This window comes from Paenibacillus pasadenensis, from assembly GCF_002864175.1.
Lineage (GTDB): Bacteria > Bacillota > Bacilli > Paenibacillales > Paenibacillaceae > Paenibacillus_O > Paenibacillus_O pasadenensis.
On record NZ_NFEZ01000001.1, the window covers coordinates 161,860 to 174,962 of the forward strand.

Sequence of the window (13,103 nt, forward strand, 5' to 3'; positions counted from 1 at the left end):
CCATCCGCCCAAGGAGGGTCCTGTTTTGGTTGCCTTGAATAGTTCCTCTCCCGCAGGGTAAGACAAAATAACGACTCCTCCTGCCAGCCTTGAACGGCAGTCCCGCCAGCGGCATCGGCAGGAGAAACAAACCGCGAACAGATTGCTCGGCATCGAAAAGCGCCACCCATGCGTGCTTGCCGAAGGAGGGATCAGGTGAAGAAGATTCTCGTCATCGACGATGAGGAAGCCATCCGGGACCTGGTGGAGCTGGTGCTCCGCAGGGAGAGCTTCCAGGTGCGGACGGCGGAGGACGGCGCCGAGGGGCTGAGCGAGCTGGACGCCTTCCAGCCGGACCTGGTGCTGCTGGACTTGATGCTGCCGGACTGCTCCGGCTACGACCTGTGCAAGGAGATCGTCAAGCGGCAGGCGGTCCCGGTCATCCTGGTCTCGGCCAAGAACGAGATCATCGATAAAGTGCTGGGGCTGGAGCTCGGGGCGGAAGATTACGTCACCAAGCCCTTCGACAACCGGGAGCTTGTCGCCCGCATCAAAGTGGTGCTTCGAAGGCAGGAGGGGGCCGATCCAAGCCCGCCGAACGGAAGCGGCCGCGTGCAGGTCGGGGAGCTGACGGTCGATCTGGAGGCGAAAGCCGTCCTCAAGAACGGAGCCCCGGTCTCTGAGACCGCCAAGGAATTCAAGCTGCTGGAGACGCTGGCGGGCAGGCCCGGCAAAGTATTCACCCGGGACGAGCTGCTGGAGCTCGTATGGGGATTCGACTATCTGGGCGACAGCCGCAGCGTGGACATGACCATCATGCGGCTGAGAAAGAAGCTGGAGGACGACGCGGACACCCCCGCTTATGTGAAGACGGTGTACGGGTTCGGCTACCGGCTGGGAGGTGGCTCCGACTGAAGTATGCCGCGCGATTGATGGCGTATTGCTTGTTTTTCTCGGTGCTCTCCTTTGCGGTCATCCTGGTATCCGTGAACAAGGCGATCGATTACTTCAGCTTCGTGACGATCGAGAAGCAGATGATGGAAAAGGCGGATCTGAGCGAGCTGTCCTTCCGCGAGGTCATGGCCAAGCAGGAGCGGGCCGAAGGCGAGGGGCAGGCCGCGGATGTGCCGAGAAGCGCCCTGGAGACGCTGAAAGCCTCCTTCAAGGAGGTGCGGATCTACGACCGCGACCGGAAGCTGCTGGGGCTGGCGGTGGACGGCATCATCATCCAGGACGGCCATCCGCTGATATTCCAGGACAACATCCAAAAAGCCCTGCAGGGCAACTATGCCTACAAGGTGACCGAGTCGAAGAAGCTGTATTTCGCCGTGCCCATCCAGGACCGGTATTACGAGAACCGCTATGTGGTGGAGTTCGTGGAGGACCTCTCCTACTTCTACGCCATCCTGGATCAGATTCGTTCGATCCTGATCGTCGGGGCAGGGGGATTCCTGATCCTCATCACGCTTTCCAGCCTGTTCATCGCCCGCACGACGACCCGGCCGATCCTCGATCTGCTCGGCGCGACCGAGAAGTTTTCCAACCGGCAGTTCCAGCCGGTCGCCTTGAACCGCAAGGACGAGCTGGGCATGCTGGCGGACGGGCTGAACCGGATGGGCGTCCAGCTGAACGGCTACATCCAGCACCAGAAGCAGTTCGTCTCCAACGTGTCGCATGAGCTGAAGACGCCGCTTGCCGCCATCCGGGGCTTCTCCCAGTACCTGCACGAAGGAGAACAGTCGGACCCGGAGCTGCGGAAGATCTATGCCCATCTCGTTCAGGAATCGGATCGCCTGACCCGGCTCGTGAACGAGCTGCTGCTGCTGTCCCGGTTCGACAAGGCCGGACCGGAAGGGATCGCCACGGAACGCGCCGATCTGTCGGAGCTGGCCCGGCTCGCGGCGGCGGACATGCGCTCCAAGGCGGACAGCAAGGGCGTCGCGCTGGACGTCAGTCCGGGAAAAGGGGCTTTCGTCGAGGTGAACCCGCTCTTGATGACGCATGCCATCGCCAACCTGATCGACAATGCCGTCAAATACTCGAGCCCCGGCACGCGGGTATCGATCGAAACGGATGTCCGGCAGCAGGAAGCCGTCGTCCGCATCCGCGATCAGGGGATCGGCATCCGCGAGGACGAGATCTCCCGCGTCCAGGAGCGGTTTTACCGAGCGAGCAACGCAAGCTCCGCCAAAGGCTCCGGGCTGGGCCTGTCCCTATGCAAGGAGATCGTCGAGAAAGCGGGCGGCTCCTTGGCGATCGAAAGCGGGCTGGGGGAGGGAACGACGGTTTCCATCGCGCTGCCTCTGGCCGGAAGTTACAAGACCGTTACAAGTCTGTGATGAGTCTGCGAAACGTCTTTCCTATACTGACCTCATGCGGTGCCCAAAACGAATTCAGGAGGAAGATAGGATGAACAACAGACGAAAACCAGCCGTGCTGCTGCTCGCAGCGGCTCTGATGATGCTCCTGGCGGCTTGTCAGGAAAACCGGAACGACGCGCCCGCACCGACATCGGCGGCGGTCGCGCCGTCGCCGTCGGCAGCGCCGACCGAGGCGCCGAGCGGAACGCCGGCCGCCAGCCCCGGCTCCGAGGTCATCAAGGAAGGCTCGATCGAAAAAGAGGACAATGTCGTCCTGAAGGAGCTGTCGTTCGTCTACAAGGACCAGAACATCGCCCTGCAGGACATCGTGGACGATGCGAAGCTGGAAAGCTTGCTCGGCAAGCCGGAAGAGAAGAAGTCGCATACGTATGCCGAGAACGACGGAACGAATCGCGACAACTTGATCGGCTTCACGGAGAACGCGTACGCCTATCCGGGGCTCGTCATCCAGACGATCAATTCCGCGGAGGGCAAGAAGTTCTTCATCTTCAACATCGAGATCACCGACCCCAAGTACGCGACGATCCGGAACGTGAAGGTCGGCGACAGCGTCGACCAGCTCAAGGAGGCGTATCCGGAGGGGCGCCTCATCGGCGAAGGCGCGGCGGACGAAGAGGACGATTTCCGCTACGAGCCGGCCAACTATGTCGACTACATGACCTTCCACATCAAGGACGCCAAGATAGAGAGCATCCGCATCACGACGCTTCTGGACTAGAGCGGCGGCAAGTCGCGCGCTTCCGCCCGCGGGGCTAGAGAGGCTCGGCTTCCGCAGGAACCGCGGCCGCCGGCTTCGGAGCGGCTTTTTTTCGGCCGAGCCGGTTGGTCCCGATGACGCCCGCCAGGATCATCACCGATCCGATGAGATGATAGATCGTCAGCTCCTCGCCGAGAACGATCGCCCCGGCCGCCATGGAGACGATCGTGGACAGATTGGCGAAGACGCTCATGCGGGAGGCTTCCATCCGGGCGAGGATGTAGGTGGAGGTCAGCGCCGTGACGAGCGAGGACGCGACGCCGAGGAACAGGATGGACCCGACGAAGGCGCCGCTGGAGAGCGGGTCGAAGACGCGGTCCAGCGTACCTGCAGCCGCATGGTCCGTGACCGAGGCGACCAGGAAAGCGGCGAAGCCGACTCCCATCATGAAGTATGTCATTTCGGCAGGACGGAAGGACTTCGACAGCGAGCGGGCCATGACGGTATACCCGGCAAAGGCGAAGCAGGCCAGCAGCAGCAGGGAGATGCCCGCGAGGTTCGACAGGTCGATCCGGCTGCCTTTCATCACGAAGATGAAGACGACGCCGAAGACGGACACGAAGATCGACCCCTTCTGCAAGGCAGTCGTCGTTTCCTTGAGCGCGAGCGAGGCGACGATCATCGTGACGATGGGCGTGAAGGCGTACAGGATGCCGCCCTCCGCCGAGGTGGCATGCAGCAGCCCGAACGCTTGCAGCGTGAAGAACCCGAGCGGGTACAGGGCGGCGAGCAGCAGGACTTTATGGACCGGCTTGCCGCGGTAGTCCAGCTTGACCCAGCCGAGCGCCACGGGCACGGACATCGCCAGGAACGAGGAGGCGAAGCGGAAGGCCAGCGTGTCGAGCGGGCCGGCGTGATCAAGCGCGATTTTGGCGAACAAGAAGGACAATCCGATGATGACCGCATTCAATACGGCAAAGAAATAAGAAAGCCGAAGCTCTTTTTGGATCATAGTCGATCGTTCCTTTCCTGGATCCGGCAGCGTGTTCGCGAACGTCTTGGCCGTTGCCTTCAAGATACGTTCTGTCGGCAGTCCGAACAACCGGCTTTTCGTCGGACTGTACCGATACAGCTGCTCGAAGGCCGGGACGGCCGTAGTCCAGCTTGAAGGCGAAAAGCAGCAGCAAAAAGAAGGCATCCGCGAGGATGCCTTCTTTTTGTGTCCCTATGGCGGATGAATGCATCCGCTACCCTTCGTACCGGCGCCCGTTCACATAGAAATTGTCCTCGCGGCCGACCCGGAAGGAAAGCTCCAGCTCGGGAATGCCGAGCGACCGGACATGCCGGTCGATCGCGGCGGCCATGCGGTCGCGGACCTCGTCTCCCCGCTCGAACCACCACACGTCGATGAAGGGATAGGGCTCGGTGTACTCGCCGTCGAATAGGGCCGTGACATGCAGGCACTCCAAGGTGAAATTATCGGTTCCGCACCCGCAGATCGCGGCCATCTCCTCGACAAGCGGCTTGCTGATGGAACGTACGCCCTCGGCTGGAATTCCTCTGAAGATCAATTGCGGCATCTCGGCCTCCTCCTGTTCCCTTGCAGATGTCTCTGGCATTATCGCGGAAAAGCCGCTCAAGATCAAGGATGGAAGCCGAAGGAAAAAAAGGCTTGCAAGAGGAGGAAAGTTGATCTATATTGATCGTAACAAATTGAAAATATCAAAATGGTACGAACAACAAACGGACAGCAGCTCGCGAAGAAAGCGGAGGGATGAGTCATGAAGAAGGCGGAGGCAGGCCATTGGAGATGGTTCGAAGTGGCCTGGTTGATTCTATTTACGGCGGTTGCGATCGGCTTTACCGTCCTGTCCAAGGATTCGTGGTTCGGGTTCACGGTCTTCCTGACCGGAGTGCTCTGCGTCGTGCTCACGGCCAAGGGCAAGCTGGCGAGCTACGGATTCGGCATGTACAACACCGTCGGCTACGCCTATCTGGCCTACAGCAACGGATTGTTCGGAGAAGTGATGCTCAATCTGCTGTTCTTCGTCCCGATGAACATCGTCGGCTTCATCCTGTGGCGAAGGAACTACCAGGGCGGCCAGTTGACCATGCGGAAGATGGACGTCCGAAGCCTGCTCCTCATCGGAGCGCTCTGCATCGGCGGCACCCTGCTGCTCGGACTCGGCCTGTCGTTCATCCCGGCGCAGAACTCGCCTTACATCGACGCCCTGACGACAGTGCTGTCCATCGCGGCCACGATCCTGATGGTGCGGCGGTTCAAGGAGCAGTGGCTGCTCTACATCGTGCTGAACATCTTCACGGTGCTGCTCTGGAGCATCCGGACGCTGGAGGGCAGCGCGGACGGCCTGCTCATGATCGTCATGTGGAGCGCCTATCTGGTGAACGCGGCCTACGGCTATTACAATTGGAACAAAGGGGTCAAGGAGGCATCGGCATGAAGAAGCTCGGACTTACGCTCGGCAAGTTCGCCCCGCTGCACAAAGGGCATCAGTACATGATCGAGACGGCGCTGCGGGAGGTCGACGAGCTGATCGTGGTCATCTACGAGACGACGGTCACTCCGATCCCGCTCCAGGTGCGGGCGGGCTGGATCCGCAAGCTCTACCCGTCCGTCCGGGTCGTGGAAGCCTGGGACGGACCGGACGGATACTCGGACGACAGGGAGCATGAGATCCGGGAGGAGCAGTACATCCTGGGGCTGCTGAAGGGCGAGCAGGTGACCAACTTCTACTCGAGCGAGTTCTACGGCAAGCATATGAGCCTCGCCTTGGGGGCCGTCGACCGGCGGGTCGACGAAGCCCGCGGGCAGGTGCCGGTCTCGGCGACGATGGTCCGCTCCGATCCGTATCGGTACCGGCATTTCGTGAGCGATCTCGTGTATCGCGACCTCATCGTAAAGGTCGTGTTCGTGGGAGCGATGTCGACCGGCAAGTCGACCCTGACGGAAGCTTTGGCCAAAAGGCACGGAACGGCCTTTGCCAGCGAATACGGGCGGGATTATTGGACCGAGCATCAGGTGGACCGGCGGATCGGCCTGGAGGCATTCGACGAGATCGCCGCGGGCCATATCGAGCGGGAAGAGCAGGCACTGCTGGAAGCAAATCGTTATCTATTTGTCGATACGAATGCGATTACGACGTACATGTTCGCCCTGGACTACCACGGGCGGGCGCCGGAGCTTCTCACGCGCATCGCTCTGGAGAACGCGCAGCGCTACGATCTGTTCTTCCTGTGCGACGACGACATCCCTTACGACGACACCTGGGACCGCAGCGGCGACCAGAAGCGGCATGTGTTCCACAAGCAGATCATCGGCGATCTGAAGGAGCGGAGGATTCCCTACATCACGCTCCGGGGAACGCTGGAGGAGCGGATGCGGACGGTAGACGAGGTGCTGGAGGCATTCGAGCCTTACGGCAACTACTTCGGCGCGCTGCGACGGGGGACGAAGGCATGAAGGAGGTGGAGCCGGTGGAGCCGGTCGATCGGGACGGACGGACGGAGCGAGAGTGGCTGGAGCAATACCGGCCGGGAGAGTACGAGCGGCCGTCGGTGGCGGCGGATATGGCGGTCTTCACCGTCACCAGCGCGGAGACGGACAACTATCGCAAGCTTCCGGAAAAAGAGCTGCGCCTTCTGCTCATCCGCCGGGGAGGGCATCCCTTCCTGGGGAAATGGGCGCTGCCGGGCGGGTTCGTCCGGCCGGACGAGACGGCGGAGCAGGCCGCCGCGCGGGAGCTCCGCGAGGAGACGGGCGTAAGCGACGTCTACCTGGAGCAGCTGGGGACCTTTACCGAGGTCGGCCGCGACCCGCGCGCCTGGGTGATGAGCTGCAGCTACATGGCGCTGATCGACAGCGCCCGGGTGCAGGTGCAGGCGGGCGACGACGCCGAGGAGGCCGCTTGGTTCAAGGTCGGCTATCGCCTCCTGCGGGAGCAGAAGGAACAGCTCGATGAAGGCTGCGTCAAGACCTGGACCTGCGAGCTCAAGCTGCGCACGGAGGAGGAAGAGCTGACGGCGGTCGTCGAGCGGACCGTGACGGCCAAGCCGACCTCCACGTCCGTCGTCCACTCGATCGCATCGAACGACGGGCTGGCATTCGACCATGCCAAGATCATCGCCTGCGCCATCGAGCGGCTGCGGGAACAGACGAACGGCACCGACATCGCCCTGAACCTGATGCCCGGGCGGTTCACGCTGACGGAGCTGCAGCAGGTCTATGAGGTGATCCTCGGCAAGGAGCTGCTCAAGGCAGCGTTCCGGCGGAAGGTCGCCGATCTCGTCACGGAGACCGATCATTATGCCGACCATGCCGGGCATCGTCCTTCCCGGTTGTTCCGGAGGAACTGGGAAGGCGTCTGACGCTAGTTCAGGCGGTGCACGATCTCGAACTTGTTGCCGCAAGGGTCTTCGAAGAAGACGGCGTAATACGTCGGGCTGATCGGGAACAGCCTCGGGCCGTCGGCCACCGTCCCGCCCGCTTCGGCGACCAGCCGGGCCAGCCGGTCGACTTCCTCCCGGCTGTCCGCCCAGAATCCGGTCAGATGGGCGTTGGCGCGATGCTCGGGATCTTCCGTGATCGCGACATAGGGCGCTTGCGGGAGCTCTCCTTCGCCGGCAAAAACGCGCCAGTCGGCGCTGTGGAAGGTCCGGACGAAGCCGAGCGCGGGCAGCAGCTTTTCATAAAAAGGCAGAGCGCGCTCCAGCTCGTTCACGCGCAGATCGACATGGCTGTATTTATTCATCCTTGGTCAGCTCCTTTTTCATCTCGTCCAAGACGTTTTCCCAAACCTGCTTCATGGCCTCGCGGGTGCCGGCATGATCCAGCTTCTCCTGGTGGAAGCTTACGGTCGTCCTGCCTTCTCCGGCAGGCAGCAGCCGGATCTGCAGCGTCGATGGAGCCGGCCAGTCGGGTTTTTGCCAGCGCAAGCGGAGCTGCTCGCCCAGCTTGACGACCCGGAACTCGCCGCTGAGGCCGTTCCGCGCCGTGAAGGCTTCCCCGGCCTGAAGGGCCAAGGGCGGAACCTCGCCCAGCCACAGCTTCAGGCCAGCCGGCGAGGTCAGGAAGCTCCAGATCCGCTCGCTGCCGGCGGGGAGCGTTCGGCGGACGCCGATCTGGTAGCCGGCCGATGCCGTCTGGCCTACGGTTCTTCTGCTCATGCTCAAGCACCTCTCTCCTCGGATTAAGGGGTCAAGCCTCGGACAAACAGCTCGATGCCGCTCGCGAGAAACGCGGCCTGGGCGTCCGGCTTGAACGGCGACGGGGTGAACAAGCCGGACATGAACGCTCCGTAATTCATCCAGATGAACGCCGCTGCCTGCGCTTCGGCGTCGGTGTCGATCAGCTTGCCGCGCTTCTTCATCTCCGCGAAGTAGTCCGTCAGCAGGTCCAGCAGCTTGCGGGGCTGCTTGTTCGCCTCCTCGCGGATGTCGGCCAGCTCGTCGCTCTTCAGGACGACGAGGAACAGCTTGCGGTTGTGCTCCATCGTCTCCTGATAGGCGCGGCCGATCCGGCCGAGGTCGGATCGCAGATCCCATGCGAAGCCGCCTGTGAACAGGCCGGCCATCTCCCGACCGTAATGGTAGCGTTCAACCGCGCTTGCGATCAGATGCCGCTTCGTGCCGAACTGGCGGAACAGCGTCATCTCGCTGAAGCCCGCCGCTGCGGCGATCTGCTTGGTGGACACGCCCTTGAACCCGTTCTCGGCCATCAGCTCGATGGCGGCTTGCATCAGCTTGTCGCGCGTGTCCGTAGGGTCTGAACTCGTCAACGGTCTCAGCCACCTTGTCGTCATGATTATGTTAGTTAGTGGTAACTAACATTAGAATAACCGACGGCCCCCGCTTCCGTCAAGTCCATTCCGACGAACGAAAGCGGCTTCCCGAGGGAAGCCGCTTTCTGAAGGGCCATACGCCATCGTCCCGCTTTTCGCCCGATCCTCATGCCGAGGCCGAGGACTCCGCATCCGATGAGGCCGGCTTGGCCTGCAGCGTGCCGCCCAGCAGCAAGGCGCCGAGCGATAGCGCGATGCAGGCGGCCGAGAAGATTCCGACCGCGGCGTAGCCCCCGGCCTGCATGTAGAGCAGCCCGGCGATCCAGGCGCCGAGCGTGTTCGCGCCGTTCATGGTCGAGTTGGCCAGGCTGGAAATCGTCCCTCGGATGGAGGGGTCAAGTGACGTGAGCGTCAGCATGAAGATCGGGAAGAGGATGCCGAGCGTGGTGAACAGGACGAGATAGGCGAGCCTGACGGCGAGGATGCTGTCCGCATAGGGAGTCGCCGCGTACAGCGCGACGAGCGCGGCCATGCCGCCGGCGATCGTCGGGATGACGCCCAGACGGCGGGTGAGGTAGGCGCTGACCATGCTGCCGAGCAGGTTGCCGACGCCGAGGAAGATGACGACGGTGCCGATCTGCTCGACCGGCAGGCCGAAGCGGTCGGCCATCCATTTGCCGAGGAAGGCGAAGGACGTGCCGACAGCGAGGTGCAGGAGCAGGTAGGACAGGAAGCCGCTCCTGGCCTTGCCGCTCTTCGCCAAAGGAACATAGCGGGCGAGGATGGAGATCCTCCCGGCCTTGGCCTTGCCGAGGTCGGGCTTCATGTCCGGGAGCAGGACATACGCGGCGGCGACGAGCAGCAGCGAAGCTCCGGCGATCGTCCAGAACGGCACGGACCAATGCGAGCCCGCGAGCCAGCTGCCGAGCGGAACTCCCATCGCCTGGGAGGCGGCAAGTCCGGAGAAGGCGATGCCCATCGTTTTCGAGATTTTGGCCGGAGGCACGACCGCCGGGATGGACGCCCACACCTGCGGCGCGGTGAACGCCGCGCTGGCCCCGGCGAGGAAGCGGAACAGGCACATCGACCAGAAATCCTCCGCCAAGCCGCATAAAGCCGTCGAGACGGCGAATCCGGTCAAGCCGCACAGGAGCACGGTCCTCCGGTTCCAGCCGTCGGAGAGGGGTCCTGCGATCAAGGCGAACAGGGCGGAGCTGAGCGTGTAGGCGCCGAGCATCCATCCCGCCTGAGAGGTCGGGACGCCGAATTCTCCTTGCAGGGTGGGAAGCAAGGGAGAGATGATGAACGTATCGGTCCCGATCATGAACAGGATGAGGAAGAAGAGCAGCGTATGCTTGCTCACGGCGAATCACTCCTTATGATAAGAATGGGTTTTCCTTATCGTAAGGCTTATTGGTGACAGCTCCTGTCATGAAAGGCGGATTGCGGTCAAGGCCTGCCCTCGATTCCGTCAGGCAATCCATCCAATCGCGGCACAGGAGAAAAGAAGATCCAGAGCACGGCGGCCAAGGTGCCGGCTGCGCCTACGGCCAAGGTCAGCCGCAGTCCGATCCCCGTCCCGAGCCAGCCCCCCAGCAGCGCGCCGATAGGCGCAGTCCCCGTCACGACAAAACGGTAGCTCGCGTTCATCCGGCCCAGAAGATGCTCCGGCGTGACGGTCTGGCGCAAGCTGATGATGTGGATATTGGAGATCACCACCCCGAATCCGCTTAGGAAAAAGGAAAGGATCAGCAAGGGAACCGACAGAGGCAACGGACCGCTGGCTAGCGGAACGAGGAGCGGAGCGATGCAGGCCAGAAGAATGGATCCCAGCAGGACGGAGCCGGTGCGCAGGCGGGCGTGGATGCGGCCTGCGGCCAGCGATCCGAGAAGAGCGCCGATGCTTGAAACGGAAAGGATGATGCCCAGCAGCGCGGGGCCGATGTGGAGGCTGCGCGTCAGATAGAGGATCAGGACCGCCCAGCTGACCTGGCTGAACAGATTGTACGTCGCGGCTTCTCCTGCCAAGGCCCGCAGGTAGGGATTGCGGAACACGATGCCGATGCCTTCGCGGATGTCATCAAGAACGGAAGCCCGTGCTTCAGGGGGAGGGGGAATCGGCTCGGGCCTTTGGATGGTCCCCATGAAGATCGCCGATATGAGATAAGTCGCGGCGTTGATGCCGATGACGAGCGGCGCGGTCACGATGGAGATCAAGGCGCCGCTCAGTCCCGGCCCGCTGACTTGAGCCATGGAGGCGCTCAGCTGAAGCTTGCTGTTCCCTTCCACGACGTGCGAGCGGGTGACCAGGGAGGGGAGATAGGATTGATACGCCAGGTCGAAAAATACGGTCAGCACGCCCGTCAGGAACACGATGAGATAGAGATGCTCCACCTGGAGCCACCCGCCCAGAAAGCTGAGCGGAATCAGAGCCAGCAGCAGGGCCCGCCCGGCATTGGCCGCGATCAATACGGGGCGGCGGCGGTTGCGGTCGATCCACACGCCGGCAAACAGAGTGATCAGCAGGAACGGCAGGTATTGCGCCGCATTCAGCAGGCCCATCTGGGCCGGAGTGACCTGCAGCGTCTCTGCCGCGACCAGCGGGATGGCGAGGCTGGTGATCTGAACCCCGAACAAGGACAGCGTCTCCCCGGACCAGAACTTCATGAAGTCGCTGTCCTTCCATAAGCCGTTGAACCCTAATTTTCGATGATGGGTAGACATCAAGAGCCTCCTGGGCCAATGCCGTGCATTGACGTCGTAATTATAACCCTCTAAAATTATGTATAGGGGTTACACTGAATCGTGGTTAGAGTATAAAAGGGTTGCTTCTAACTGTCAATAATGATTTAGGGGGTTAGTATTGCGATGGGGGAGGAAGGCATGACGAGGACTTTTTACAGGCTGGATGAACGCTTGTGCCTGGATTTTGTCAATACGGTGGGCTATCACACCGGAGACCATCCGAATGAGTGGCTGACCGACTACACCCGCTTGGCAAACTGGAGCTATGAAGCCGGAGCTCTCAACGAGGAGCGGCAGAGGGACCAGCTGCTGCAGCTGGCCGGGCAAGCTCCGGAAGAGGCGGACCGGGTGCTGGGACAAGCCGTCGAGCTGCGGGAAGCCTTGTTCCGAGTTCTGTGCTCCGTCGTGCGCAAGGAACGGGCTCCGGCGGAAGACATGGAGCGGATCAATCTTTATCTAAGTCGATCCGGGAAGCAGTTCAAGCTGATCGCGGATGATGCGAACCGATTCTCGATGCCCTTCCGCCCGGAGCGCGTGGAGATGGACAGCATGCTCGGTCCTGTGGTCCGCTCGGCCGCGGACCTGCTGCTGTCTCCGGATCTGGCCCGATTGAAGCTGTGCGGGGCCGATGCCTGCGGCTGGCTGTTTCTGGATACGAGCCGCAACCATAGCCGCCGCTGGTGCTCGATGGACGATTGCGGGAACAAGGAGAAGGCCAAGCGGTTTTACCGGAAGAAGACGAAGTGAGCGGTGGAAAACGGAAATAAAAAAGGCGCTCCGCGATGGGAGCGCCTCCGTGCCCTTCCTTATTCGCTGTCGCTGACGACCGTGAACCGCTCGTTCACATGCTGCGGATGCTCAATCTCATCCAGCACGGCGATGGCGAAGTCGTTGTAGCTGACGTAGCTGTTGCCTTGAGCGTTCGGGATGACGTGATTCTTGCCTTTGCGGTACGAGCCGGTGCGCGGGCCTTCCGGATCGAAGAACGCGGCCGGGCTGATGTAGGTCCACGTGATCGAATCGGACTGCCGCAGGTGCTCCAGCTGCTTGCCGGCATTCATGGCGGTCGGATAGACGAAGTCCGGGAAGTCCGGCGTATCCATCAGCAGCGTCGTGCTGTCGGCATCCGCATACAGGCTGCCCGCGCCGCCTACGACGACGAGCTTCGTGTCCGGCGCGTCCTTCAAGGCTGTCGCCAGGGCGACGCTCGAGTCCAGGTACAGCGACTCTTGGCCGATCGGCGCCTTGAAGGCGCTGACGACGACGTCGAAGGGGCGGAGATCGGCGCCGGTCAGGTCGAACAGGTCCTTCTCGATGACGGCGACGTTGTCGGCGGAGATCTTGGAAGCATCCCTCACGATGGCGGTGACGGCATGGCCGCGGTCGACCGCTTCGTTCAGGATCAGGCTTCCGGATACGCCGTTTGCTCCGATGATGGCGATATTCATGATGGTTCCTCCTCTATAGGCAATAGGATTAGATTGTGGACAAGAATCTGATCCT

The 13,103-nt window shown here is 61.9% G+C and carries 16 protein-coding genes; 8 read left to right on the forward strand and 8 right to left on the reverse strand.

The genetic code is table 11. The features are described from left to right. Nucleotides 1-195 precede the first annotated feature (195 nt). The 3 genes from B8V81_RS00790 to B8V81_RS00800 all read left to right on the forward strand — a co-directional run bounded on the left by B8V81_RS00790 (nucleotide 196) and on the right by B8V81_RS00800 (nucleotide 3,078). On the forward strand, nucleotides 196-894 hold the full coding sequence (locus tag B8V81_RS00790) for a response regulator transcription factor (protein WP_101807421.1): 699 nt from the start codon (nucleotides 196-198) through the stop codon (nucleotides 892-894). 17 nt (nucleotides 895-911) lie between these two features. Next, the gene (locus B8V81_RS00795; RefSeq protein ID WP_244912702.1) at nucleotides 912-2,318 is read left to right on the forward strand and encodes a sensor histidine kinase; all 1,407 of its coding nucleotides are present in this window, start codon (nucleotides 912-914) and stop codon (nucleotides 2,316-2,318) included. Between the two features lie 70 nt (nucleotides 2,319-2,388). Further along, nucleotides 2,389-3,078 carry a hypothetical protein gene (locus tag B8V81_RS00800; protein WP_101807422.1) on the forward strand — a complete coding sequence of 230 codons (690 nt, stop codon included), beginning with the start codon at nucleotides 2,389-2,391 and terminating at the stop codon, nucleotides 3,076-3,078. A 34-nt stretch (nucleotides 3,079-3,112) separates the two neighbouring features. Here the strand turns inward: B8V81_RS00800 and B8V81_RS00805 are convergent, their stop codons facing one another. Further along, nucleotides 3,113-4,069, reverse strand: a complete 957-nt coding sequence (locus tag B8V81_RS00805; protein WP_101807423.1) for a DMT family transporter — start codon at nucleotides 4,067-4,069, stop codon at nucleotides 3,113-3,115. Between the two features lie 31 nt (nucleotides 4,070-4,100). On the opposite strand from B8V81_RS00805, the gene B8V81_RS00810 reads away from it, so the two are divergent. Next, a complete protein-coding gene (locus B8V81_RS00810; RefSeq protein ID WP_101807424.1) occupies nucleotides 4,101-4,295 on the forward strand; it encodes a hypothetical protein in 195 nt (64 codons plus the stop codon). Nucleotides 4,296-4,304: 9 nt separating this feature from the next. Here B8V81_RS00810 and B8V81_RS00815 read toward each other — a convergent pair whose 3' ends face one another. Next, complete coding sequence (locus tag B8V81_RS00815; RefSeq protein WP_101807425.1) at nucleotides 4,305-4,637, reverse strand: DUF1904 family protein; 333 nt, start codon at nucleotides 4,635-4,637, stop codon at nucleotides 4,305-4,307. Between the two features lie 201 nt (nucleotides 4,638-4,838). On the opposite strand from B8V81_RS00815, the gene pnuC reads away from it, so the two are divergent. From pnuC to B8V81_RS00830, 3 genes are read left to right on the forward strand one after another with little or no spacing between them, the layout of a single operon-like run. Beyond that, nucleotides 4,839-5,519: a nicotinamide riboside transporter PnuC gene (gene pnuC / locus B8V81_RS00820; RefSeq protein ID WP_101807426.1), complete on the forward strand. Its 681-nt coding sequence runs from the start codon at nucleotides 4,839-4,841 to the stop codon at nucleotides 5,517-5,519. Beyond that, nucleotides 5,516-6,538, forward strand: a complete 1,023-nt coding sequence (locus B8V81_RS00825) for an AAA family ATPase (protein ID WP_101807427.1) — start codon at nucleotides 5,516-5,518, stop codon at nucleotides 6,536-6,538. Before pnuC ends, B8V81_RS00825 begins: the two co-directional genes overlap by 4 nt. Then, nucleotides 6,535-7,443 carry an NUDIX hydrolase gene (locus B8V81_RS00830; protein WP_425320478.1) on the forward strand — a complete coding sequence of 303 codons (909 nt, stop codon included), beginning with the start codon at nucleotides 6,535-6,537 and terminating at the stop codon, nucleotides 7,441-7,443. Before B8V81_RS00825 ends, B8V81_RS00830 begins: the two co-directional genes overlap by 4 nt. A gap of 2 nt (nucleotides 7,444-7,445) precedes the next feature. On the opposite strand, the gene B8V81_RS00835 is transcribed toward B8V81_RS00830, so the two are convergent. From B8V81_RS00835 to B8V81_RS00855, 5 genes are all read right to left on the reverse strand, one after another. Next, the gene (locus B8V81_RS00835; protein WP_101807428.1) at nucleotides 7,446-7,826 is read right to left on the reverse strand and encodes a VOC family protein; all 381 of its coding nucleotides are present in this window, start codon (nucleotides 7,824-7,826) and stop codon (nucleotides 7,446-7,448) included. Beyond that, nucleotides 7,819-8,241, reverse strand: coding sequence for an SRPBCC family protein (locus B8V81_RS00840; RefSeq protein ID WP_101807683.1), 423 nt, complete (start codon nucleotides 8,239-8,241; stop codon nucleotides 7,819-7,821). Before B8V81_RS00840 ends, B8V81_RS00835 begins: the two co-directional genes overlap by 8 nt. Before the next feature lie 23 nt (nucleotides 8,242-8,264). Next, nucleotides 8,265-8,852: a TetR/AcrR family transcriptional regulator gene (locus B8V81_RS00845; RefSeq protein WP_244912682.1), complete on the reverse strand. Its 588-nt coding sequence runs from the start codon at nucleotides 8,850-8,852 to the stop codon at nucleotides 8,265-8,267. A 169-nt stretch (nucleotides 8,853-9,021) separates the two neighbouring features. After that, nucleotides 9,022-10,218: an MFS transporter gene (locus tag B8V81_RS00850; protein ID WP_101807430.1), complete on the reverse strand. Its 1,197-nt coding sequence runs from the start codon at nucleotides 10,216-10,218 to the stop codon at nucleotides 9,022-9,024. Nucleotides 10,219-10,304: 86 nt separating this feature from the next. Continuing rightward, nucleotides 10,305-11,579, reverse strand: a complete 1,275-nt coding sequence (locus B8V81_RS00855) for an MFS transporter (RefSeq protein ID WP_101807431.1) — start codon at nucleotides 11,577-11,579, stop codon at nucleotides 10,305-10,307. Between the two features lie 159 nt (nucleotides 11,580-11,738). Between B8V81_RS00855 and B8V81_RS00860 the strand changes: the two genes are divergently transcribed. After that, nucleotides 11,739-12,347 (forward strand): CGNR zinc finger domain-containing protein, encoded by a 609-nt coding sequence (locus B8V81_RS00860; protein ID WP_180968342.1) that lies wholly within the window; start codon nucleotides 11,739-11,741, stop codon nucleotides 12,345-12,347. Between the two features lie 59 nt (nucleotides 12,348-12,406). On the opposite strand, the gene B8V81_RS00865 is transcribed toward B8V81_RS00860, so the two are convergent. Continuing rightward, the gene (locus B8V81_RS00865; RefSeq protein ID WP_101807433.1) at nucleotides 12,407-13,048 is read right to left on the reverse strand and encodes an NAD(P)-dependent oxidoreductase; all 642 of its coding nucleotides are present in this window, start codon (nucleotides 13,046-13,048) and stop codon (nucleotides 12,407-12,409) included. Between the last annotated feature and the right edge of the window lie 55 nt (nucleotides 13,049-13,103).

Coding starts and splice junctions, on each gene's coding strand:
- B8V81_RS00860 (WP_180968342.1), top strand. CDS start 11,739: ATGACGAGGACTTTTTACAGGCTGGATGAACGCTTGTGCCTGGATTTT.
- B8V81_RS00855 (WP_101807431.1), bottom strand. CDS start 11,579: ATGTCTACCCATCATCGAAAATTAGGGTTCAACGGCTTATGGAAGGAC.
- B8V81_RS00840 (WP_101807683.1), bottom strand. CDS start 8,241: ATGAGCAGAAGAACCGTAGGCCAGACGGCATCGGCCGGCTACCAGATC.
- B8V81_RS00815 (WP_101807425.1), bottom strand. CDS start 4,637: ATGCCGCAATTGATCTTCAGAGGAATTCCAGCCGAGGGCGTACGTTCC.
- B8V81_RS00805 (WP_101807423.1), bottom strand. CDS start 4,069: ATGATCCAAAAAGAGCTTCGGCTTTCTTATTTCTTTGCCGTATTGAAT.
- B8V81_RS00825 (WP_101807427.1), top strand. CDS start 5,516: ATGAAGAAGCTCGGACTTACGCTCGGCAAGTTCGCCCCGCTGCACAAA.
- B8V81_RS00800 (WP_101807422.1), top strand. CDS start 2,389: ATGAACAACAGACGAAAACCAGCCGTGCTGCTGCTCGCAGCGGCTCTG.
- B8V81_RS00795 (WP_244912702.1), top strand. CDS start 912: ATGGCGTATTGCTTGTTTTTCTCGGTGCTCTCCTTTGCGGTCATCCTG.
- B8V81_RS00835 (WP_101807428.1), bottom strand. CDS start 7,826: ATGAATAAATACAGCCATGTCGATCTGCGCGTGAACGAGCTGGAGCGC.
- pnuC (WP_101807426.1), top strand. CDS start 4,839: ATGAAGAAGGCGGAGGCAGGCCATTGGAGATGGTTCGAAGTGGCCTGG.
- B8V81_RS00865 (WP_101807433.1), bottom strand. CDS start 13,048: ATGAATATCGCCATCATCGGAGCAAACGGCGTATCCGGAAGCCTGATC.
- B8V81_RS00830 (WP_425320478.1), top strand. CDS start 6,535: ATGAAGGAGGTGGAGCCGGTGGAGCCGGTCGATCGGGACGGACGGACG.